At 65.9% G+C, this 22,165-nt stretch carries 18 protein-coding genes; 13 read left to right on the forward strand and 5 right to left on the reverse strand.

The window, feature by feature from the left end; genetic code table 11:
* Positions 1 to 36: 36 nt before the first annotated feature.
* Complete coding sequence (locus EI545_RS13435) at positions 37 to 942, reverse strand: DMT family transporter (RefSeq protein WP_125325942.1); 906 nt, start codon at positions 940 to 942, stop codon at positions 37 to 39.
* Complete coding sequence (locus tag EI545_RS13440; protein WP_125325943.1) at positions 939 to 1,808, reverse strand: DMT family transporter; 870 nt, start codon at positions 1,806 to 1,808, stop codon at positions 939 to 941. The genes EI545_RS13435 and EI545_RS13440 overlap by 4 nt, the downstream gene beginning before the upstream one ends.
* A gap of 536 nt (positions 1,809 to 2,344) precedes the next feature.
* Here EI545_RS13440 and EI545_RS13445 point away from each other — a divergent pair.
* The 7 genes from EI545_RS13445 (at position 2,345) to iolG (ending at position 10,121) form a co-directional block, all read left to right on the forward strand.
* Complete coding sequence (locus EI545_RS13445) at positions 2,345 to 3,451, forward strand: ABC transporter substrate-binding protein (RefSeq protein ID WP_125325944.1); 1,107 nt, start codon at positions 2,345 to 2,347, stop codon at positions 3,449 to 3,451.
* 83 nt (positions 3,452 to 3,534) lie between these two features.
* Positions 3,535 to 4,407, forward strand: a complete 873-nt coding sequence (locus EI545_RS13450; RefSeq protein ID WP_125325945.1) for an ABC transporter permease — start codon at positions 3,535 to 3,537, stop codon at positions 4,405 to 4,407.
* Positions 4,404 to 5,186, forward strand: coding sequence for an ABC transporter permease (locus tag EI545_RS13455; protein WP_125325946.1), 783 nt, complete (start codon positions 4,404 to 4,406; stop codon positions 5,184 to 5,186). Before EI545_RS13450 ends, EI545_RS13455 begins: the two co-directional genes overlap by 4 nt.
* A complete protein-coding gene (locus tag EI545_RS13460) occupies positions 5,186 to 6,238 on the forward strand; it encodes an ABC transporter ATP-binding protein (protein WP_125325947.1) in 1,053 nt (350 codons plus the stop codon). The genes EI545_RS13455 and EI545_RS13460 overlap by 1 nt, the downstream gene beginning before the upstream one ends.
* A 105-nt stretch (positions 6,239 to 6,343) precedes the next feature.
* A complete protein-coding gene (locus EI545_RS13465) occupies positions 6,344 to 7,756 on the forward strand; it encodes an FAD-binding oxidoreductase (RefSeq protein WP_125325948.1) in 1,413 nt (470 codons plus the stop codon).
* A gap of 91 nt (positions 7,757 to 7,847) precedes the next feature.
* Complete coding sequence (locus tag EI545_RS13470) at positions 7,848 to 9,041, forward strand: MFS transporter (protein WP_125325949.1); 1,194 nt, start codon at positions 7,848 to 7,850, stop codon at positions 9,039 to 9,041.
* A 78-nt stretch (positions 9,042 to 9,119) separates the two neighbouring features.
* Positions 9,120 to 10,121: an inositol 2-dehydrogenase gene (gene iolG / locus EI545_RS13475; protein WP_125325950.1), complete on the forward strand. Its 1,002-nt coding sequence runs from the start codon at positions 9,120 to 9,122 to the stop codon at positions 10,119 to 10,121.
* Between the two features lie 153 nt (positions 10,122 to 10,274).
* Here iolG and EI545_RS13480 read toward each other — a convergent pair whose 3' ends face one another.
* Together EI545_RS13480 and EI545_RS13485 are read right to left on the reverse strand one after the other, a co-directional pair.
* Positions 10,275 to 12,347: a caspase family protein gene (locus EI545_RS13480; protein WP_125325951.1), complete on the reverse strand. Its 2,073-nt coding sequence runs from the start codon at positions 12,345 to 12,347 to the stop codon at positions 10,275 to 10,277.
* A 5-nt stretch (positions 12,348 to 12,352) separates the two neighbouring features.
* On the reverse strand, positions 12,353 to 13,000 hold the full coding sequence (locus tag EI545_RS13485; RefSeq protein ID WP_125325952.1) for a hypothetical protein: 648 nt from the start codon (positions 12,998 to 13,000) through the stop codon (positions 12,353 to 12,355).
* A gap of 153 nt (positions 13,001 to 13,153) precedes the next feature.
* On the opposite strand from EI545_RS13485, the gene EI545_RS13490 reads away from it, so the two are divergent.
* From EI545_RS13490 to EI545_RS13515, 6 genes are all read left to right on the forward strand, one after another.
* Positions 13,154 to 14,506, forward strand: a complete 1,353-nt coding sequence (locus EI545_RS13490; RefSeq protein WP_125325953.1) for a trypsin-like peptidase domain-containing protein — start codon at positions 13,154 to 13,156, stop codon at positions 14,504 to 14,506.
* Between the two features lie 14 nt (positions 14,507 to 14,520).
* Positions 14,521 to 15,216, forward strand: a complete 696-nt coding sequence (locus EI545_RS13495) for a response regulator transcription factor (protein WP_245990025.1) — start codon at positions 14,521 to 14,523, stop codon at positions 15,214 to 15,216.
* Complete coding sequence (locus EI545_RS13500; RefSeq protein ID WP_125325955.1) at positions 15,213 to 16,574, forward strand: HAMP domain-containing sensor histidine kinase; 1,362 nt, start codon at positions 15,213 to 15,215, stop codon at positions 16,572 to 16,574. Before EI545_RS13495 ends, EI545_RS13500 begins: the two co-directional genes overlap by 4 nt.
* Before the next feature lie 22 nt (positions 16,575 to 16,596).
* A complete protein-coding gene (locus EI545_RS13505) occupies positions 16,597 to 18,039 on the forward strand; it encodes a patatin-like phospholipase family protein (RefSeq protein ID WP_125325956.1) in 1,443 nt (480 codons plus the stop codon).
* Between the two features lie 87 nt (positions 18,040 to 18,126).
* A complete protein-coding gene (locus EI545_RS13510; RefSeq protein ID WP_125325957.1) occupies positions 18,127 to 20,070 on the forward strand; it encodes a caspase family protein in 1,944 nt (647 codons plus the stop codon).
* A 26-nt stretch (positions 20,071 to 20,096) separates the two neighbouring features.
* Entirely contained in the window at positions 20,097 to 21,155 is a 1,059-nt protein-coding gene (locus tag EI545_RS13515) for a serine protease (protein ID WP_164517298.1), read from the forward strand.
* A 96-nt stretch (positions 21,156 to 21,251) separates the two neighbouring features.
* Here the strand turns inward: EI545_RS13515 and EI545_RS13520 are convergent, their stop codons facing one another.
* On the reverse strand, positions 21,252 to 22,076 hold the full coding sequence (locus tag EI545_RS13520; RefSeq protein ID WP_125325959.1) for a hypothetical protein: 825 nt from the start codon (positions 22,074 to 22,076) through the stop codon (positions 21,252 to 21,254).
* Positions 22,077 to 22,165 lie beyond the last annotated feature (89 nt).

The following is a 22,165-nucleotide window of genomic DNA, read 5'->3' on the forward strand; positions in this document are numbered from 1 at the left end:
TTTTACGCCGCGTCGGGGGGCGGGGCAACCGGGCTGCTACTGCGCCCGTTCGGCGGCCTTTTCCCGGACGCGCTGGCGCCACAGGGTGAAGACCCCCGCCGCCACCACGATTCCCGCGCCGATGGCGACGTTGATGCGCAGCACCTCGCCAAAGACGAAAAGGCCGATGGACGAGGCGAAGACCAGCTGCAGATAGGCGAAGGGCTGGATCGCCGACGCTTCGGCCACCGCATAGGCGCGGATGAGAAGCCAGTGGCCAAGGACAGCGGTGCAGCACAGGGTGGACATCCAGGCCCAGTCGGTCGGGGTCATCCAAGTCCAGTTGGCAAGGCCGAAGGGTGTCATGGCGATGGCCCCGACGACGCCGGTCCAAAAAAAGCTGACGGGCGCGCTGTCCTTGCGGGCGACGTAGCGGGTCAAAAGCCCGTAGACCGCGAACATGAGGGCCGCAAGCAGGGGCACCAGCGCCCAGGGCGAAAAGACGGCAATGCCCGGCTGCAGGATGATGAGGACGCCGACAAAGCCCACGGCGATTGCCGTCCAGCGCCGCCAGCCGACCTTTTCGCCCAGGATCGGGCCGGACAGCGCGGCGATCAGCAGGGGGTAGCTGGTAAAGACGGCATGCGCCTCGATCAGGCCCAGCTTCACGAAACCGACGACCATCACGCAAATCTCGGCCACCAGGATCACGCCCCGGACAAGCTGTACCCAAGGCGTGTGGCTTTTGGCAGCGGCGCGCAGGCCGCCGGTGCTGACGGCGGCAAGGGTGATGGCAAACAGCCCGAAGACCCAGAAGCGGATCATCACCACCATCATCACGCTGTAATCCGTCGCCAGATGCCGCGAGATCCCGTCCTGCGCGGCGAAGACCACCGTGGTCGCGATCATCAGCCAGACGCCAAGGCGGGTGTTCTGGGTGGTGGCGGATTGGGGCGCGGTCATGCGGACTTGCGTTCCAACGACAGTGCATAAAGCCCTGCGGCGACGATGACGGCAGTGCCGATGGCGACGGGCAGTTCAAGCACTTCGCCATAGATCGTCAGGCCGATGATGGTGACGAAGACGATCTGCAGATAGGCATAGGGCTGGACCCGCGCCGCCTCGATCTGCTCGTAGCATTTCAACAGGAGCCAGTGCGAGAAGATCGACAAGGCGCAGTAGATGGCAAGGAAGGCCATGTCCTGCGGGACCATCGGCTCCAGATGCGGCAGGCCAAGCCCGGTCATCAGCAGCGCGCCGATCACGCCGGGCCAGAAGAAGGCGGGAAACGTCGGCTCGTCCCGCGTGGTCAGGCGGGTCAGGACGGAATAGAGCGCGAAGAAGAACGCAGCGACAAGCGGCAGAAGTGCTGCCCAGCTGAACACGCCAACCCCCGGGCGCAGGATGATGATGACGCCCAGCAGCCCGGCAGCAACCGCCGCCCACCGCTGCCAGACGATGCGCTCCCCAAGGATCGGACCGGAGAGGGCGACGATCAGCAGCGGGCAGATCGCAAAGACGGCATGGCTTTCGATCAACCCGATCAGGGTATAGCCCCAGACGATCAGACAGATCTCGGCCACCAGCAGGCATGACCGGATGAGGTGCGCGCCAAGCCGCCCCGACCGGATCGCCGCGCGCGGCCCCTCGGGCCGGCGGAGCGCCAGGATGGTGACGAACCCGGCGAAGACCCAGTAGCGGATCATGATGATCATCAGGGTCGAGTATTCGCCCGCAAGGTGCTTGGAAAACCCGTCCTGCGCTGCAAAGGCGGCGACGGCGGCGACCATCAGCCAGATGCCTTTAACGGGATTTCGGGAAGAGCTCATGGTGCGGCCGGGGTAACACGGGGCAACGGCAGGGGGAAGGGGGGCAATGTCTGGGGCAGATTGCCGATGTCATGAAGGATTCCCATCGGGATTTCATGGCTTTAGGCGGGGCCCCCGCTTGCGCCTGCGTCGTCCCCGACCCGCGTCGCAGCCTCCGGCGGGAGTATTTGGAAAAGAGCAAGTCGCAGGATGGTCTTCGCTTTACCGGGCCTGCGCGCCGTGGTGGACGCGGCCGCCCCTGCAGTTGCTCTTTTCCAAATACTCCCGCCGGAGGCGCCGCCGGTGGTCCCGGTCATTGCCGCCGGACCATCGGTTCCGTGGCAACGCCGTTCGAGTGGGGCTCGATGCCCCCGAGGGCGGCACCCTTGTCAGGCAAGGTCGGGCGGCAGGGACAAAGATATCTCGATGCGATTGCGCCTTGTCAGAACTTTCATCGCGCTGTTACCTGAGTGTTACAGAGCGCGGGCACTGACCGTGGTTGCAAGAGCCGCTGGTCGGCAAAACCCTGCGCCGATGTTCCACCTGGGAGAAGTCAAATGCTGAAAAGAAACATCCTGTGCCTGACGACAAGCGTTGCCGTGCTGATGTCGAACGGTGCCGCCTTCGCCGAAGCCCACATGGCCGAGCTTGAGGCCGCTGCCAAGGCCGAAGGCATGCTGTCCACCATCGCCCTGCCGCATGACTGGTGCGGCTATGGCAACGTGATCGCCGGGTTCAAGGCAAAGTACCCCGAGATCACCGTGAACGAGCTGAACCCCGACGCCGGTTCCGCCGATGAGCTTGAGGCCGTGAAGGCCAACAAGGACAACAAGGGCCCGCAGGCCCCGGACGTGCTGGACGTGGGTCTTGCCTTTGGTCCGCAAGCCAAGGCCGAAGGTCTGACCCAGCCCTACAAGGTCTCCACCTGGGACGAGATCCCGGCCGAGATCAAGGATGCCGATGGCCACTGGTATGCCGATTATTACGGCGTCATGTCCTTCATCGTGAACAAGGATCTGGTTGAAAACGTCCCGCAGGACTGGGCTGATCTGCTGAAGCCGGAATATGCGGGCATGGTGGCGCTGGCGGGCGATCCGCGTGCGTCGAACCAGGCGATCCTGGGTGTTCTGGCGGCTGGCATGTCGACCGGGGCTGCCCCGGGTGAGGCCGCTGGCAAGGCGGGGCTTGAGTTCTTCAAGGCGCTGAACGATGCGGGCAACTTTGTCCCGGTCATCGGCAAGGCCGGCACGCTGGCGCAGGGCACCACGCCGATCATGATCATGTGGGACTACAACGCCCTTGCGGCCCGTGACACACTCGCCGGGAACCCCCCGGTCGAGGTTGTCGTGCCGAAGTCGGGCGTTCTGGCCGGGGTCTATGTGCAGGCAATCAGCGCCTACGCCCCGCAGCCGAATGCCGCCAAGCTGTGGATGGAATACCTTTACAGCGACGAAGGTCAGCTTGGCTGGCTGGCGGGCTACTGCCACCCGGCGCGCTTCAACGCGATGGCCGCTGCTGGCAAGATCCCGCAGGAGCTGCTGGACGCGCTGCCCCCGGCGGAATCCTACGAGGCCGCCTACTTCCCGACCCTGGAAGAAGTTGACGCGAACAAGGCCGCCGTCACCGCTGGCTGGGATTCCGTTGTCGGCGCCAACGTCGAGTGATCTGACCGCCTGCCCCGGGCGTGATCCCGGGGCAGGCACTCCATTCAGGCGGCCGCCAGAGCCGCCGTTTATCCGGGGGATACATGGCAAAGGGTCCGATCCGTCGCGGCGAGCGAAGGCTGCCGCTGGAATGGCTGGGCATCCTGCCCTTCGCGATCTTTGCCGTCCTGTTCCTGATCCTGCCGACGATGCGGATCGTGATCGGGGCCTTCCAGACGGCGGATGGTGGCTTTACCTTCCAGAACCTCTTGGACCTGAACACCCCATCGATCGTCAACGCCTATTGGACGTCAATCAAGCTGAGCCTGATTTCCGCGGGCCTTGGTTGCGCCATCGGGTTTGCCATGGCGGCAGCGGTGGTCTTTGGCGGCCTGCCAAAGGGAGTGCGGTCGCCGCTGATGACATTCTCGGGCGTGGCGTCGAACTTTGCCGGCGTGCCGCTGGCCTTTGCCTTCATCGCCACCATCGGCCCGGCGGGGCTGATCACGATGGAACTGCGTGACGTCGGCATCAACCTGCGCGCCCTTGGGTTCAACCTGCTGTCCTTCTGGGGGCTGGTGATCACCTACCTGTTCTTCCAGATCCCGCTGATGATCCTGATCATCATCCCCGCGCTGGACGGGCTGAAGCGCGAATGGCGTGAGGCGGCGGCGGTGCTGGGCGCCACCACGGCGCAATACTGGCGGATGGTGGCCTTGCCGATCCTGTTCCCGTCGCTGTTGGGGACCTTCGCGCTGTTGTTCGCCAATGCCTTTGGCGCGGTGGCCACGGCCTTTGCGCTGACCGGGCCGCAGTTGAACATCGTGCCGATCAAGCTGTTCGCGCAGATTCGGGGCGATGTGCTGGGCAATCCGAACCTTGGCTTTGCGCTGGCCTTCGGGATGATCGTGATCACTGTCATTGCCAACACGATCTACATCGTCCTGCGCGTCCGGTCGGAGAGGTGGCTGAAATGACCCGCTTCTTCGCCTGGTTCGCGCTGATCTTCGGCTGCCTGTACTTCCTTCTGCCGCTGGTCGGGATGACCGAGTTCAGCCTGAAGATGCGGCGGGGGGAGTATTCCTTCGACGCCTATCGCCGCGTGTTTGAGGATCAGCGGTTCTGGGACACTTTCAGCTATTCGCTGATCCTTGCCGCCGCGACCATCGTGGTCGGCGTGTTTCTGGTCGTGCCCACGGCCTATTGGGTGCGGCTGAAGCTGCCACAGGCCCGCCCCTTCGTCGAGTTTGTCACCCTGCTGCCGCTGGTCATTCCGGCCATCGTGCTCGTCTTCGGCTATATCCGGCTTTACAACACCTCCAGCTGGCTGCCGCTGACCGGGTCCGCGCTCGGGACCGATTTCCTGCTGACCATGGGCTATACCACGCTGGCGCTGCCCTACATGTACCGCAGCGTGGATACCGGGTTGCGAACCATCGATGTGGGCACGTTGACGGAAGCCGCGCAGTCGCTTGGCGCGGGGTGGATCACCATTCTGGGGCGGATCATCCTGCCGAACGTGATGGTTGCTGTGCTGTCGGGGGCGTTCCTGACGCTGGCGATTGTCCTGGGCGAGTTCACCATGGCGGCGCTTCTCAACCGGCCGGCCTTTGGGCCGTTCATGCAGCTTCTGGGGGCCAACCGGGCCTATGAGCCACCTGCGCTGGCGGTGATCGCCTTTGCCATCACCTGGGGCTGCATGGGTCTGATGCAACTGGTCACCCGGTTTTCCAAACACGAAAGGGCCAAGGCCTGATGAGCTTCCTGACGATCCAAAATCTAGAAAAGGCCTTTGGGTCAAATCTGGTGGTGAAGGACTTTGACCTGAAGGTCGAGAAGGGCGAGTTCATCTCGCTTCTTGGGCCGTCGGGCTGTGGCAAGACGACGGTGCTGCGCATGGTCGCGGGGTTTGAACGGCCCACCTCGGGCAGCATCACCATCGACGGGCAAGAGGTGACCGGGCTGAAGGCCAATGCGCGCAACATCGGGATGATGTTTCAGGCCTATGCGCTGTTTCCGAACCTCACGGTGGCTGACAACGTGGCCTTTGGCCTGAAGGTCAAGGGCGTGGGCCGGGCCGAGCGTGAGGCGCGGGTCAAGGAAATGCTGGCGCTGATCGGATTGTCCGAGATGGCGGGGCGGTTCCCGTTCCAGCTGTCGGGCGGCCAGCAGCAGCGCGTGGCGCTGGCGCGGGCTTTGGCGCCCAGCCCAAGGGTGCTGTTGCTGGATGAGCCTCTGAGTGCGCTGGATGCCAAAGTGCGGGTTTCCCTGCGCAATGAGATCCGCGAGATTCAGCAAAGGCTGGGCATCACGACGATCTTCGTGACCCACGATCAGGAAGAGGCGATGAGCATCTCGGACCGGATCGTGGTGATGAACGCCGGGATCGCCGATCAGGTCGGCACGCCGTTTGAAATCTACAACCGCCCGACGACGCGGTTCGTGGCCAACTTCGTCGGCACGCTGAACACCTTTGCCGTGACGGTCGAGGATGCGGCCACTGGCCGGGTCAACCTTGGCGGTGCGGTGCTGACCTTGCCGCCCGGCCTTGCTGCGGGCCGCGAAATGCATATCGCGCTCCGCCCCGAGGCGCTGCGTCTGGGGCGTGAACCGGGCTATGAGACGGTGGTCATGGGCCAGATCGAAGAGGTCCATTTCATGGGGTCGATCATCCGGCTGCGGGCAAAGGTTGCGGGCGAGACGGTGGTGATGGACACCTTCAACCGCGCCGACCAGCCGCCCCCGGTGCCGGGGACCAAGGTGGAAATCAGCCTGTCGGGCAAGGATGCGATTATCCTGAACGGGTGAGGCTGGGGCCAAAATCCTTCGAAGGATTTTGCAAATTTCTTCCAAGAAATTTGGCCCTTTCCTCTGGGCGTGGTTCTTGGTGAACTGCGCGAAACGGGGGATGGTATGGCGTTGATTGACGATCTGGTGGCGGCCCTTGGTGCGGCCCATGTCCTGACCGGGGCAGACATGGCCCGCCATGCGCGCGACTGGATGGGCAAGTATCGCGGCGCCCCGCTTGCCGTGGTTCGGCCTGCCGACACGGCCGAAGTTTCCGCCGTCGTGAAACTGGCCGCCGCACATGGTGTGCCGGTGGTGCCGATCAGCGGCAACACCGGGCTGGTCGGCGGGACGATGACGACGGGCGGCGTGATGGTCAGCCTTGAGCGGATGAACCGCATCCGCGCCGTCAAGCGCGATGCCCGGCTGGTGGTGGCCGAGGCGGGGGTCATCCTGACCCGCCTGCATGACGCCGCCGAGGCCGAGGGGCTGTACTTCCCTCTGTGGTTCGGCGCGCGGGGGTCGGCGATGCTGGGCGGGGTCCTGTCCACCAACGCGGGCGGGTCGAACGTGCTGCGCTACGGCTCCACCCGCGCCTTGTGTCTGGGGCTGGAGGTGGTGCTGGCCGATGGCCGTGTGCTGGACCTGATGGGCGAGTTGCACAAGGACAACTCTGGCTATGATCTGAAAAACCTTTTCATCGGGGCCGAGGGGACGCTGGGCATCATCACCGCAGCGGTGATGAAGCTGGTGCCAGCGCCGCGCGCCCATGCGACGGCGACGGTAGCGGCGCGGTCCTTGCCGGATGCGCTGGTGCTGCTGAACCGGATGCAAGAGGCGACGGGGGGCCGGGTCGAAGCGTTCGAGTTCATGCCGCGCACCTATTCGGAACGGCTGCGGGTGGCGCGGCCCGATCTGGGCTTGCCGTTCGACGATATTCCCGAAGTGACGATCCTGATCGAGGCGGCGACAACGGTGCCCGCCGAAGCCACCCCGGACGCGGCGGGCGAGGTGCCGTTGGTGGGCCTGCTGGAAACCGTGCTGGCCGACATGCTGGAGGCGGGGCTGATCACCGATGCCGTCCTTGCCCGCAGCGAGCAGCAGCGCCGGGCGATGTGGGCCCGGCGTGAGGCGGCGGCGGAAATCACCCTTGGCCTGACCCCGGCGGTGGATACGGATGTGTGCCTGCCTCTGGACAGGGTGGAGGGTTTCCTGACCACGGTTCTGGCGCGGCTGGAGGCGCTGGACCCCGGGTTGAAAAGTCTGACCGTGGCGCATCTGGGCGACGGTAATCTGCATTTCACGGCCTTTCCCACGCGGGATGAGGCTGAACTGAAAGACCGGGTGATGGAGGTGGTCGAGGATGTGGTGGCCGGACTGGGTGGCAGCTTCTCGGCCGAACATGGGGTTGGCTTGTCCAAGCTGAACTCGATGGCGCGGCGGAAGAACCCGGTGGCGCTGGACGTGATGCGGGCGGTGAAGGCGGCGCTGGACCCGGAGGGGCGGATGAACCCGGGGAAGGTCATTCCGGCGGGGTAAGGCTGGCGGGTGGCAGATGCAGCGGCCCCCTCCCCACTAGGGGGAGGGCACCCTGCTTGCGCCGGTTTGGGCGGCGGGATAGCCAGAGGCCATGTCCGCAATCCGCCTTTGCCTGACTGATCCCGCCCTGCGCGCCGCAGGATTGGTGATCGTGTTGCAAGGCGCGATCGTCTGCAGTTTCGGCCCCTACTTCAGCACCCTTGCCGTCAATACCTATGGCTTTGGCGACCGGGGGTTTGCGGTCCTTCTGGCGCTGTCCTCGATCATATCAGTCAGCGCCTCGGTCTACGGGGGCATCCGGGCGGATCAGACGGCGAACCGCAGGCAGGTGACCTTGGCCGCGGTCGTGTCGCTGGCCATGGGTATGCTGTTGATGACGGTGGTACCGGGGCCTTGGGTCTTTGCGGTCGTGGCGGCAGTGCTCTTGCCGGTGGGATCGGTGACATTCGGGCAGGTCTTTGCCCTGACCCGGATGGCGGCGACGCGGCATCCCAAGGGAGAGCGTGACGGGATCATGGCGGTGATCCGGGCGCTGTTTGCCCTGCCCTTCGTGGTGGTCCTGCCGCTTTGGGCCATGGTCTTTGCGCAAGGAGTTTCAGTCATCTCGGTCTTTCCGGTCGGGCTTTTGCTGGCTGGTGCAATGCTGCTGGTGGTGCAGCGGCAGTGGCCAAGGGATGGCGCGACCACATGGGAAGACCGGCCAAGCGGGCTGAGCTTTCGCGCCGCCTTGGCCGAGATGGGGCAGCCCCGGCTGGCGGCGCGGGTGCTGGCGCTGGGGGCCGTCAACGCGGCGGGGACGATCTACATTGCCGTCATCTCGCTGGTGATGGTGGCGGATGTCGGGCGTGGGGTGGCGGATGTCGCGCTCTATGTCGGGCTGGTGGCGGGGCTGGAGGTGCCGTTCATGCTGATGCTGCCAGCGCTGTTGCGCGGGATGGACCGGACGCTGCTGATCCTTGGCGGGGCCGCCCTTTACGCGGTGCATGTGGCGCTGCTGCCGGTTCTGGCCGGGTCTGCGCTGGTTTGGCTGCTGGTCCTGCCTGCCGCTTTGGGCGGGGCCGTCACCCTGACCGTGCCGATTGCCTATCTGCAGGACCTGCTGGCTGACAGGCCGGGGGCCGGGGCCAGTCTGATGGCGGTGCAAAGACTGGCGGGCGATGTGATTGCGGCGCTGTGCTTTGGTCTGGGCACGGCGGTGGCGGGCTATGGGGCTGTTGCCTGGCTGGGGGTGGCAGTGTCGCTGGCTGGGGCGGGGGCCCTGTGCTGGGCGGACCGACGTCGATAGAGGACGGCGCTAGGGCATTGCGCGGGCAGCCCCGTGGTGGCATGAGGGCGGCGAAACGTTGATGCTTTGGGGGAAATCATGGCGATCAGGTTCGGGCTTTTGGGTGCAGGGCGTATTGGCAAGGTCCATGCAAAGGCCGTGACGGGCAATCCCGATGCGCGGCTGGTGGCGGTGTCGGATGCGATGCCGGCGGCGGCACAGGCGATTGCCGACCAGTATGGCTGCGACGTACGCTCGATTGACGCGATTGCAGCGGCCAAGGACATTGACGCCGTGGTCATCTGCACGCCGACCGATACCCACGCCGACCTGATCGAGCAGTTCGTCAAGGCTGGCAAGGCGGTGTTCTGCGAAAAGCCGATCGACCTGTCGCTGGCCCGCGTCAAGCAGTGCCTTGAGGTGGTGCGCGCGGCGAAGGGTACGCTGATGGTCGGCTTCAACCGCCGCTTCGACCCGCATTTCGCCGCTGTCCGGGCCGAGATCGACAAGGGCACGGTCGGCGCAGTTGAAATGGTGGTCATCACCAGCCGCGATCCCGGTGCACCGCCCGTTGACTATATCGCTCGGTCGGGCGGCATCTTCCGCGACATGACGATCCATGATTTCGACATGGCGCGGTTCCTGTTGGGCGAGGAAGTGACCGAGGTTTCCGCGATGGCCGCCGTGCTGGTTGATCCGGCAATCGGCAAGGCTGGCGACAGCGACAGCGTTCAGGTGATGCTCAAGACCGCCACGGGGAAGATGGCCGTCATCTCGAACAGCCGCCGGGCGACCTATGGCTACGACCAGCGGATCGAGGTGCATGGGTCCAAGGGTGCCGTCAGCGCGGAAAACCAGCGTCCGGTCAGCATCGAAGTGGCCACGGGTGCCGGTTACACCCGCCCGCCGCTGCATGATTTCTTCATGACCCGCTATACTGAAGCCTATGCCGCCGAAATCACCGCCTTCATCGATGCGATGGGTGGCAAGGCCAAGGCAAGCCCTTCGGGCGAGGATGGGCTGCTCGCGCTGGCGCTGGCGGAAGCGGCGCTGAAGTCGGTGGCCGAGGGGCGGGTGGTCAAGGTCAGCGAGATCCTCTAGGCCGGGGTGCCTTTCGGGCGCCCCCCTCCCCATCCCTCCCCCACAGAGGGGGGAGGGAGGCGCTTATGGCGGGTGCGGTTCGCGGTATCAGACGGGTGAAAATGCTGCAGGCAATGCTGCGCAGCAAATGTTTCAGATCAATGGGTTGTCAGGTCAGTTCCCTGCAACGGTCCGCAGCTCCAGTTGCAGAATTACCGGGCGGGCGGCTGACTCTTCCGTGTCATCCGTCAAGGCAATCGCGCCCCGCGTGGTTTCGCCAAAACCGGCTTCGATCAAGGCGTCGCCAAAGGCCGAACCGCCAAGGCTTCGGTTCACGTCAACCGCGTCCTGGGCGAGATAGCCGAGGTCCTCGACCGGGCTTTGCGGCTTGGCGGGTGTCACCACGACCAGCATCCGTTCCTGCCCAAGAACGGTGTCGGTGATCTTGAACAGGCCTTTCTTCAACTCGTCCCCCGGCTGGAGACGGCCAGAGAACCAGTGGCTGATCGAATAGTCCGCCGCGATGTAGAGGACGTTCACGTCCACCGGTCCATCGGTGTTGTTGCGGGCAAGGACATGCACTTCGTCATCGGGCAAAAGCGTGGGCACCGGGGCGAAGGGCAGCGCGCGCAGGGTGCGATCCTCGGGCGTGCGGGTCTGCAGTTCGACGGACACGTCAAGGCCTTCTGACCCCACGGCAGCGCCCAGCTTGAGCAGGTTTTGCGCCCGGGCGATCGTGGTCAGCGTGTCGGCAAGCGTGGCGGCAAGGGTGGCGCCATCCTTGTCGGCGGTCGAGACCGAGGGGGTGGTGCCCAGATCCTCGGCCAGGCCGGTTGACGGGAGGACCCAGATCGCATCCGGGCGCGGACTGTCGGGCAGGACGGCAAGGCGCAGGTCGGCCTCATCCGTTGCCGGGACAAAGGTCAGGCGGGGGCCTGCGGCTGCGGACAGGTCTGCTAGGGCCGACAGCAAGGCGTCGGCGGGGGCAGAGCCGGGGGCGGGAAGGGCCACGGTCAGGGTGAAATCCACCGCCTCATCCAGCTTGCGCAGGGTGATGCCCTTGGGCAGGTCGGTTGGCAGGGTCTTGCCGTCCTTCGCAACCGGTTGGCCGGTGGCGGCGAAGGTGTCGACACTGGACAGGGTCACATAGCCAAGGGCCGCATCGGTGGTGTCGGCCGCGCTGGCCATCACCGCCATGACCGCGCCTTCGGCAAGGCCATGCAGGCTGCCTGCCGGGATGGTCAGACCCGTATCCGTCACCTCGGCCTGCCACTGGGCGACGCGGGTGCCGGGGTCGACCCCGAACACCACCTGATCCAGATCGCCTTCAAACAGCGGGGTGGACCGGGCGAGGTTCTTGACCGAATAGCGGCGCAGCACCTCTTGCCCGATCTGGCCATAAGTCGCGCCGGGGTATTCGGCCAGCACCTCCATCAGCGTCCAGGTGAAGACGCCCTGCGGCTTGCGGTCGGGTTTGCCCTTGGGCAGGTTCTTTTCCGGCGTCACCTCATTGGTCTGGGCGGCAAAGAAGGCGACGAAACTGCCTTCGCCCTCACCGGCATCAAACGGGGCTTCGACCCCATCCCGCGGATCGCCGATGGAGCGGCTGACGACATCTTCCATCGCTTCGGGGTCCATCCCGAGGACCGAGGGCGAAAGCTGGCGGGTGCGGACCTCTTCCTCGGCGCCGTCAACGCCGCGGGTGGCTGTGCCGGAATGACAGCTGTCAAACACTGCCCAGACATTGGCCCCCTTGGCGCGAAGACCGTCGATCAGGGTGCCGATCTCATCATCAACTAGCGCGTTTTCCACGGCACCGACCTGATCGGACCAAGCGCCGATGTCGACGGGAAGGAACAACTCGTCCAGCCCATCAAGCTCGGAGGCGGGGTCAAGCGCGGGGGCCTGCGTGCCGTGGCCGGAGAAGTGCAGGTAGACGAAATCGCCGGGCTGGACCTTTGCGGTCAGGTCGGCAAAGGCGGTGCGGATGGCGGCCAGCGTGGGCGCGTCATAGCCTGCAACGCCATCGGTCAGCACCGTGACGTTTTCCGCTTCGAACGGCACAGGGGCGTTGGTGGTCAGGTATCCCGCCACCAGTTGCACATCGTTGGCCGGACCCTTCAGCCACCAGCGTTCTGCCAGGTTCTGATACTGGTTCGCGCCGATCAGGATGGCGTGGTTTTCCCGCGCCAGTGCCGGCAAAGCGGCAAGGCACAGGGCCGAAGCAAAAAGGGTGCGCAGCATCATGTCTCTCAATTTGTCATCAATGCGTAGGCGGCCGAGCTTGGCCCCTTGTTTTCAACTTTCAGCGTGAAGGTGCCACCTTGCGCGGGCGTCCAGCCGCAATAGGCGATGTGGGAAATATCGGTGTCGGTGCAGACAAGACGGCCCTTGTCATCAAGGATCGTCAGGTTGACGTTGGTGGCGGCCTTCGCCTCGACATAGACCTCGGCATATTCGCCGCCGCGAAACTCGATCGGGGGGTAGGTGTCGCCGCCGCCATTCGACAGGCTTCCGATGTTGTAGACCGGGCCGGAGGCGACGCCCTTAGTGGACTCGGCCCGGATGTCGGCGATCAGGCCCAGAAGAAGGTCATCGCCAGCGGCAAGCGTTTCGGCGGCGGCAAGCATCTCTTCCCAGCCAAGCGGTGCCCCTTCGGCGGGCTGGCCGCCAACAGGCACCCGATTGCCCGCCACCGGGGCAAGCGTCTTGCGCAGCTTTGCGGCGGACAGGATCAACAGCGGGTCTGCAGCCGCAAGGCCGGCATCGTAAAGCCGGGCGGAAAGTTCAGCCACCTTTACGGGCGATGCGGTATCTGCCCCGATCTTTGCCCCGACGTCTGCCACGACGGGCAGTGTCAGGGTTGCGGTCAGCAGGGCAGCAAGCAGGGTGCGATGCATGGGTGAACTGGTCCGGTGTCAGATATTGCAGTGAAGATGCGTCCCGGCGGGGCGCCTGTAAATGCGCGATTTTTCCATGACGGCCTTTGTCATGTGCCCTTGTGAAACGGCACTGCTAGCAAGGCGGAAACGAGGCAAGGCAGAGGTTTCATCATGATGGCCGGACAACGGGCTGACGTCGGTCGGGACAGGAAGGGGCGCAAGCGGACACAGCCGCGTCGCTACCTTGTCGAGGTGCTGGCTGCGCTGGTGGTGATCGTGCTGGTGGCGCTGGTCGGGCCGGCAACAGCCTCGCCCTTGGATCAGGCGATGGACCGGGTGTTCACAGTGCACAGCGCCGATGCCGAGGATCGGTTTCTGGGGTCGGCCTTCCTGTGGGGCGATGGGTCGGTCGCGGTGACGAATGCCCATGTGGTGGGCACGGCGGACGAGGTTCGGCTGGTGGACCGCCACGGCACCGAGGAAACCGCGCTGGTCATCGCGCGGGATGCCGTGCGGGATGTGGCGGTGATCGCCGTCGCGCCGGGGCGGACGGGTCTGGTGCTGGCGACCGATGCGGTTGGTCTGGGGGATGAGGTCTTTGCCCTTGGCGCGCCCTTGGGGGTTGAGTTCACGTTGACCGTTGGCCGGATTTCGGCAACCGCCCGTCAGGTGGAAATCACCGTCCCGCTGCGGATGCTGCAGCATGACGCGGCAGTCAATCCAGGGTCCTCCGGTGGACCCTTGGTGGACATCGACGGGCGGCTAGTTGGCATGAACAGCCAGATCGCCGATGGCAGCCGGATGTTCGTGGGCATCGCCTATGCAATCTCGGCCATGGACCTTGATGCCATCGTTACCGGGCTGATCGAGGAAACGTTGGCCCCGTTCCCCTCGCTTGGGCTGACGGCGCGGCCGGTGGACCGGCAGGTGGCGGCGGCGCTGGGGGTCGATGCGGCGGGGTTGCTGGTGGATGGGGTGACCCCCGGCGGTCTGGCCGAAGCGGCGGGCCTGCGCGGCGGGGACATCATCCTGGCGGTGGACGGGACCAAGCTGGAGCAGCCCGGCGATCTGGCCTTTGCGGTGGAACGCGCCAGTGCGTCGGGTGCGACGGTGCTTGCCGTGCTGCGCGACGGTGATCGGCTGGACCTGCCAGTACCGCTGACGACCAACGTCGAGGCGACGGGCCTGAGGCTGCGGCAAATGTCGCCCGCTTTGCCGGAAACGGTGCAGTCCTACCGGCTGTCGGCGCTGGGCGTGGTTCTAGCGGATGGCGGGCTGGTTTCGGCGGTCACCGACAACTCACCCGCGGTCTTCGCGGGGCTGGCGCAGGGCGACCGGATTCTGACGGTGAACGGGGCCACGGTGGACCTTGCGAACTATGAGGTGACCAAGGCCGTGCTGCTTTTGGTCAGGTCGCCGGGCGGGCTGACCCGGCATATCTATCTTGATCCCTGGGGCGCGCATGATGGTGTGCGACCGGTGGGCGGGGCAAATGTGCTTGACCCCGACGTTGTCGTGTTCTGAATGAGGGGATGGGCATGGACGAGCGTATCCTGATCGTCGAGGACGATGCCGAAACCGCCGCCGCGGTGCGCGCGGTGGTCGAAGGCATGGGCTGTAGTGTCGATCACTGCGACACGCTGGACGCGGGGATCGCGGCGGCGACCAGCACCCCCTACAAGGTCATCGTGCTGGACCGGATGCTGCCCGGCGGTGACGGGGTCGAGGCAATGGCGCGCATCAGGGCCGGGGGGTCGACCGCACTGATCCTGATCCTGTCGGCCTTGGGCCGCGCGGCGAACCGGGTTGAGGGGCTGGAAAAGGGGGCGGATGATTACCTGCCGAAGCCCTTTGAGCCGGATGAGTTGCGCGCGCGGGTCCGGGCCCTGTTGCGGCGGGGCACGATGCAGGTGCTGGACAATGACCTGCTGGTCTTTGGCGATCTGGAAATCCGGCTGAAGGCGCGGACCGTGCATGTAAAGCGCACCCATGTCGCGGTTTCCCCCAAGGAGTTTGAGCTGATCACCTATTTCGCCCGCAATGCCGGGCAGGTCGTCACCCGGATGCAGTTGCTGGAAAACGTCTGGAACCTGCATTTCGACCCCGGCACGAATGTGGTGGATGTCCACGTTGGCCGCTTGCGGCGCAAGCTGGAGGAGGCGGGGTCCTTGGCCATTCAGACCGCGCGGGGCGAAGGCTATGTCTTCGCGCCCTTGCCCGGGTCGCCGGGGTGATTTCCCGCCGCCCCCTTGCCGCGCGGGCCACGTTGCGGCTGGCGGCGGTGATGGCGCTTGCGGTGACCCTGCTGTCCCTTGGCGCGATGGCCCTGCAATACCGGCTTGTCGAGGCGCGGCTGATGCAGGCGCAGCGGGCGCTGCTGTCGGCGGATCTGGACGGGTTCGCAGCGCTTTACGACCAGCGCCGGATCATCGCCCTGCGGCAGGCGATCGACTATCGCGCGGCGGCGGCGACGGGTGGGGAGATGCTCCTGCTGCTGGATCGCAATGGCACTGTGCTGGCAGGCACGCGGGGCGGCTGGCCGGAGGGGTTGCAGGCCGAGGGTGACAGCTTCGCCGTGGAACCCGCCCGCGCGTTTTCTGAGGCTGGCACACGCTGGCTGGCAGTGGCGCGCGACTTGCCGGGGGGCTTTCCCCTGCTGGTCGCGCGCAGCCTGCAGCCGGTCGATGACACGCTGGCGGCGATGCGGCGGGGGATGCTGGCCCTGTTGGCCGCGATGCTGGTGGCGGGGGGCGTGGTCGGCTGGCTGGCGGCGCGGTCGGTCATGGGGCGGATCGGGCGGCTGAATGATCTGGCGGATCGGGTGGCCGAAGGCGCGCTGGACGCGCGCTTGCCGGGGCCACGGTCGCCCGATGAGTTCGGGCTCTTGGAAACCCATGTGCACGGGATGCTGGACCGCATCCAGAACCTGAACCGCGCGACGCACCGGCTGTCCGATACCATCGCGCATGAACTCCGCACCCCCTTGAACCGGATGCTGCTGAAACTGTCCCGGATCGAGGGTCAGGAAGACCTGGCCGCCGACCTGCGGGCCGAAATGCGCCAGGCGATCCGGATGTTCGATTCGCTTCTCGACATCAGCCGGGCCGAGGCGGATCAGGGCAGCGGCGGCGGGCTGGTGCCCGTGGACCTGTCAGCCGTGGCGGGGGAGGTTTGGGAGCTTTACGAACCCCTGGCCGAGGACAAGGGTCTGGACGCACAAGCCCTGATCGCGCCGGGCCTGCGTGTGCTGGGGGACCGCAACCTGATTGCGCAGCTTTTGTCGAACCTTCTGGACAACGCCATCAAGTACTGTGCGAAGGGCGACCTGCTGACCCTGACCGTGGCCGAAGCGGGCGACAGCATCCTGATGCGCGTGGCCGATACCGGCCCCGGCCTGCCCGCCGACATGCGGGGCGCCGCGTTTGAACGGTTTGTGCGCGCCGACCGTGACCGGGGGATCAAGGGCCATGGTCTTGGCCTCGCCCTGGTGCGGGCGATTGCGGCGCGGCATGGCGCGCGGCTGACATTGCCCGAAGGCAATACCGGATTCACGCTTGAAATCCTGTGGCCAAGGCTTCAGCAATCGGACTGACCCAACCCATTTCAGGCCATGCATGCGCCGCGCCGTATTTTCCCTTCTGTTGCTTCTGGGCTGTGCCCCCTGGAACCAGCCCTTGAACCAGCCGCTTCAGGATGAAAACGCCCCGCTGGTCGAACCTGCCGTCGTTGGCGATGGCGAGCTTTACATCGGCCTGGCCTTTTCAGGCGGCGGTTTAAGGGCAACCTCCTTTGCCTATGGCATGCTGGAGGAGTTGCGTGCCGCAGGCGTCGAAACCGGGTCGCCCAACGGGCTTCTGGATCAGGTGCGGCTGGTGTCGGGGGTGTCGGGCGGGTCGATCATGGCTGCGCAGTTCGGGCTTTACGGCCCCGCAGGCGTGCCCGGCTTTCGTGAGCGGTTCCTCGTGACGGATGGCGAGGCTTACATGGTCACCTCGGGCCTGAACCCGCTGACCATCGCCAAGGGCGTGGCAGGCGGGGTGAACGGGCGCGACACTTTCGGGCGCTATCTGGACGACACGCTGTTCAAGGGTGCCACCTTTGGCGATCTGCGGAAACGGTCGCGCATCAAGACCTGGATCAACGCGACGGATATGGCCAACAACACGCCGTTCCTGTTCAGCCCCGAAACCTTCGATGCCCTGTGTTCGGACCTGTCCAAAGTGCGGCTCAGCGAAGCGGTTGCCGCCAGCGCGGCCTTCCCGCTGGTGTTCACCCCCATCGTGCTGAAGGCGCATCAGGGCAAGTGCGACTACCGCGAACCCGATTGGCTGACCGCCGCGCGCTATAACCCCGAGGCGACGGCAGCGATGCGCGCCCATGCCCGGGCGCTGGAAAGCTATACCAACCCCGAGGAAGTGAAGTTCGTCAAACTGCTGGATGGCGGGATCACCGACAATTTCGGCACCACCGGCCTTGCGGTGGAACGCGCCCGCGCGCAGGTGCCCTATGCGCCTTTGACCGAGGAAGAGGCGGTCAAGCTGAAGCGGATGCTGTTCCTTGTCGCCAACGCGGGGGTCGAGGAAGACTATGATTGGACGCAGAAAGTGGCGGGGCCGGGCGGGGTGAATCTGGCGATGTCGATTGCCACCAGCGCCATGTCTGCCGCCAGCCGGTCCGGCTACGACTCCATGCGTGGCGAGCTGCGGTTCTGGGAGGCGGAGCTGATCGAATGGCGCTGCGCCCTGCCGATGGCCGAGGTGCGACGACTGCGCGGATCAACGGCGGGGTGGGATTGCAAGGACGTCAAGCTGTTCGTGGGCGAGGCGAGCTTTGCCAGCCTGCCCCCAGACATGCGCGACGCGCTGAACAAGGTGCCGACCCGGTTGAAGCTGAAGACGTCGGATGTGGACATGGTGATCGAGGCCGGGCGGCTGGCGACCCGGATGACGCCTGAGTTCAACGGCTTTCTCGCCTCGCTCTCCGGCAATGCCGTGGACAGCCGGATCGAGGCTGGCATCGCTGCTGGCGGGCGGCGGGTGATGCCGCTGGGCAATTGACCAAAGGGCTTGGCTCCGGATGACAAATCACGTCATCCGCAGCAACCCGCTTGTTCCGGGCAGGGCCCACGATATCGTGGCCGCATCATGCGCACGACATTTGCATATCCTTTGATCTTTGCGGCAAGTTTGGCCGGCACTGCCGCCGTGGCCGAGGTGCGCGCCGTTCTGGTGGGGGTCAGCGATTACCTCGTGCTGGACGCAGACCTGAAAGGCCCTGCCAACGACGTGCGGCTGATGGCGGAAACGCTGGCCTTGCGCGGTGTCGATCCCGCAGCGATGACCGTGCTGACCGCTGAACCCGCAGGCCTGCCCGACGGCGTTTCGACAGCCGCCCCGCTGCGGGACACCATCCTTGCGGCGATGGAGGTGGTCGCTGCGGCCTCGGTCGCCGGGGATACGGTGGTGTTCTACTATTCCGGCCATGGCGCGCAGGCCCCGGACATGTCGGGGGACGAGGGCGGGGGGTATGACGAGATCCTGCTGCCCGCCGACGCCGCAGGGTGGAAGGGGGCGATCGGCGCGGTGGAGAATGCCATTCTGGACGATGAATTGCAGGCTTGGGCGCAAGGGATGCTGTCGCGCGGCGTGCAGGTTGTGGGCCTGATCGACGCCTGCCATTCGGCCACCGGGTTCCGCGCGGTTGGCGGGCAGGGCGTGGCGCGGGTGGTGGACGAAGCGGCGCTGGGGATTCCCGACGACGTGGTGCCAGTGACGGGTGCGCCCCTGCCGCCGCTGACGGGGGAGTTCGTGTTCCTTTACTCCTCGCAATCCGACCAGCGGTCGTTTGAATATCCGCTGGCGGATGGCGCGACATGGCATGGCGAGTTTACCTTGCGGCTGGCCCAGACCCTGCGGGATGCGCCTGCGGCCAGCTGGGCGCAGGTGCTGGCGGCCACCACCGAAGGCATGGCGCAGGGCCCGGCCCGGCAGATGCCGGAAGGCGAAGGCACGCTGCTTGAGGCGCAGGTGTTTGGCACCGGCGCAGGTGCGGCCCGGATGGCCGTTGCGGACGGGCGGCTTGCGGCGGGTCTGCTGCACGGGCTGGCTACGGGGGCTGAGGTAGCGCTTTTTGCCAGCCCGTCGGGCGGCGAGGCGCTGGCCGTCCTGCCCTTGGGGGAAGTGACGGCGCGGCAGGCCGTGCTGGCGGGCGACGTGCCGGACGGCGCGGTTTGGGCCGAACTGGTCAGCGCGCCGCCGCCCGCGCCGCTGGTGCTGGCCGCACCGGTGCGGGCGGATGTGAACGACGGCTTTGACTACTCCCGTTGGCAGGCGGTCTTGCCGCCCGCCGGCCCGGTTGCCGATCTGGTGCCGATCCTGACCGAGGGGACTGTGGCGCTGGCCGGGGCGGATGGGGTGCTCGACCCCGCAGGTCCGGGATCGTCGCCCCGGATCGTGGCGCTGCCCGGCATGACCGAGGCCGAAGCGGTGGCGCAGATGCTGGAGCAGGCTGCACATGGGCTTGGCCTGCGTGCGGTCTTGTCGGGGGCCACCGGGCGGGCGCTGGTGGGCAGGCAGGCGATCAGCATGGCGGTGGAACGCCGTGCGGCGGATGCCGCCTGCGGAGCGCTGACCGAAGCGGTGCCCTACGACCCGGCCGCAGGCGTTGCGCCTTGCGATCAGCTTTGGGTGACGCTGACGAATACGGGCGGCAAGGCGCAGGATGTCAGTGTCCTGTACTTCGCCGCCGATTTCACCGTGACGCCGATCTGGCCGGTGCAGAACCTTGCCAACCGGCTGGCCCCGGGGGAAACGGTGCGCGTGGGCCTGATGATTGAAGACGGCAGCGTGGCGGGGCTGGAAGAGATCTGGGTCCTCGCCGTGCCGGTGGACCCCGACGCGCCACGGGTGGACCTGACCCGCCTTGCCACCCCTGCCGCAAACCGCGCGCTTGGCGGTACAGACCCGATGACGGAGTGGTTGGAGTCCCGCCTGACAGGCGACAGCACCGCCACACGCGGATTTACTCTGAAACCCGCCCCGCTGACGATGATCCGCCAACAGGTGCGACTGACCCCCCGGGATGGATGATCCCGCCATTGCCATGGAGTATTGAGATGACACTTCCCCGTTTGTCCGCCACCGTCCTGCTGGCTGCCCTGTGCGCCCCGGCGGCCCATGCCGAGGACCAGCCCGGCTTCGCCCCCCCGGACGCGGCGCAAACCGCATCGCCCTTTGAATACGCGAAGACCGGGGCCAAGGCCGCCCGGGCGGACACAGCCGAAGCGGCGGGGGCCAAGGTCATCGGCGGCGAGGTTGCCGCCGAAGGGGCCTGGCCCTGGCAGGTTGCGCTTCTGGTCGGGGGTGCTCCGGTCGGGGTCGACAGCCAGTTCTGCGGCGGGTCGCTGGTCATGGACCAATGGGTGCTGACAGCGGCGCATTGCGTGCATATGCGCCAGCAGGACGGCAGCTATGCCGATCTTTGGCCGCAGGAAATCTCCATCCTCGTCGGCACGAACGAACTGACCCCCGGCAAGGGTGACCTGATCCCGGTCGAGGCGGTGTTCCGGCATCCGTCCTACGCCGGCACGCAATTTGATTTCGACATTGCCCTGCTCAAGCTGTCACGGGCACCGCAAGCGCCCTACCAGACCATCGAAGTGCCGGATGCAGACTTCGGCAGCATGCTGAACCAGCAAGGCGTGACCACCATTGTCACTGGCTGGGGCTTGCAGGAAGGGGCCATGCCCGCGCCCGAACTGCGGCAGGCGCAGATTCAGGTGCTGGACCGGAACCTGTGCAACGCCGCCATGCTGGAGGCGCGGGCCGAAGATGCGGCGGGCGGCTTCAGCTATGCGGTGCAGACGCTGAACCTGGCCGAAGCGGATGCCTATGCGCTTTGGGACGAACTGATCGCGCGGGCCCCGATGCCGGTCAGTGAGAACATGATCTGTTCGGGCACGTTCGAGGGCGGCAAGACCAGCTGCAACGGCGACAGTGGCGGCCCGCTGGTCGTGCCGCTGGACGATGGCAGCTATATCCAGGCCGGGATCGTCAGCTGGGGGCTTAGCGCAAGCTCGGGCCGGGGGTGCGAAGAGACGGCGCTGTTTTCCGCCTATACCGACATTTCGAAGTTCGTGCCCTGGCTGAACCAGGTGATCGCCGAAAACCCGTGATGGCAAGCCGACTGCGGCGGGGCAAGGTTCTGCCCTGTCAAGCAAAAGGGCCCGCAGCCGGTTGCTGCGGGCCCCTTGATATCCGGCGGGTTGGGGTCAGTTGGTCATCAGGTAATAGCTGTTCCTGACCCGGCCCATGTTCTGGACCGTCACGTAGAAATAGCCGTTCCACGCCGGGGTGAAATCGCAATAAAGCGAGTCCGACCAGCTGACATCGTAGCAAAAGACATTCCCGTTCTCATCGGTGATCGCCACGTCAAGGTCAGTATCGCCATCGCCCACGACCGCGATTTCAGCGTAGGAATTGCCGTAGAATGGAATCTCCCACACATCGGTCTGGCCTGCGGGCAAGCGCGACAGCCAGCTGACGGCACCGCCGATCCGGCCGCGCGACCCTTCGGCCATCGCATCGTCGATCAGGCCAAGAAGCACCTCGTCATCGGCGGCAAGCTCCTTGGCCTTGGCAAACATCGCATCCGCCGTGACAGGGCCTTCGGCGGCGCCTTCGTCTTCCGAGGTGGCGTTGAAGAAAGTGGCCTTGGACGCAGCGCGCGGCTCACCCTCGTTCATCATCGGGGCCGGGGCGGCGGGGGCGGCGGCGGGGGCCGCCTTCTTGCGCAGGCTTTCCTGATCGCCCTCTTCGAAGACGATCTTCGCCGGGTCCAGCGCTGCGGCTTCAGCACTGGTGACATCGACCGACGCGGCCAGCTTGGCGGCTGCCAGCACGGTCAGCGCGTCGCCCTGCTCGACGCCAAGCGCATAAAGATCCTGGGCAAGGCCCATCGTCGTGGCGCCGCCAGCGGCTGTCGCGGTGGCGGCGGGGTCGATGTTGGTGCCCGATGTATCCTGGGCAATTGCGGGAAAGGCCAGCGCGACCAGAGAAGTGGTTGCCAGCGCAAGGGAAATGGATTTCAGCGTCATGTCTGATCCTGTGGGTTGGCCGACCCGGTCTGGGCCGGAGTGCCGCGATCTTGGCAGGACCCTTTCCGTTTGAGAAGGGCGCATGGCAT

Origin of the sequence: Tabrizicola piscis (assembly GCF_003940805.1) — a bacterium.
Taxonomy (GTDB): domain Bacteria; phylum Pseudomonadota; class Alphaproteobacteria; order Rhodobacterales; family Rhodobacteraceae; genus Tabrizicola; species Tabrizicola piscis.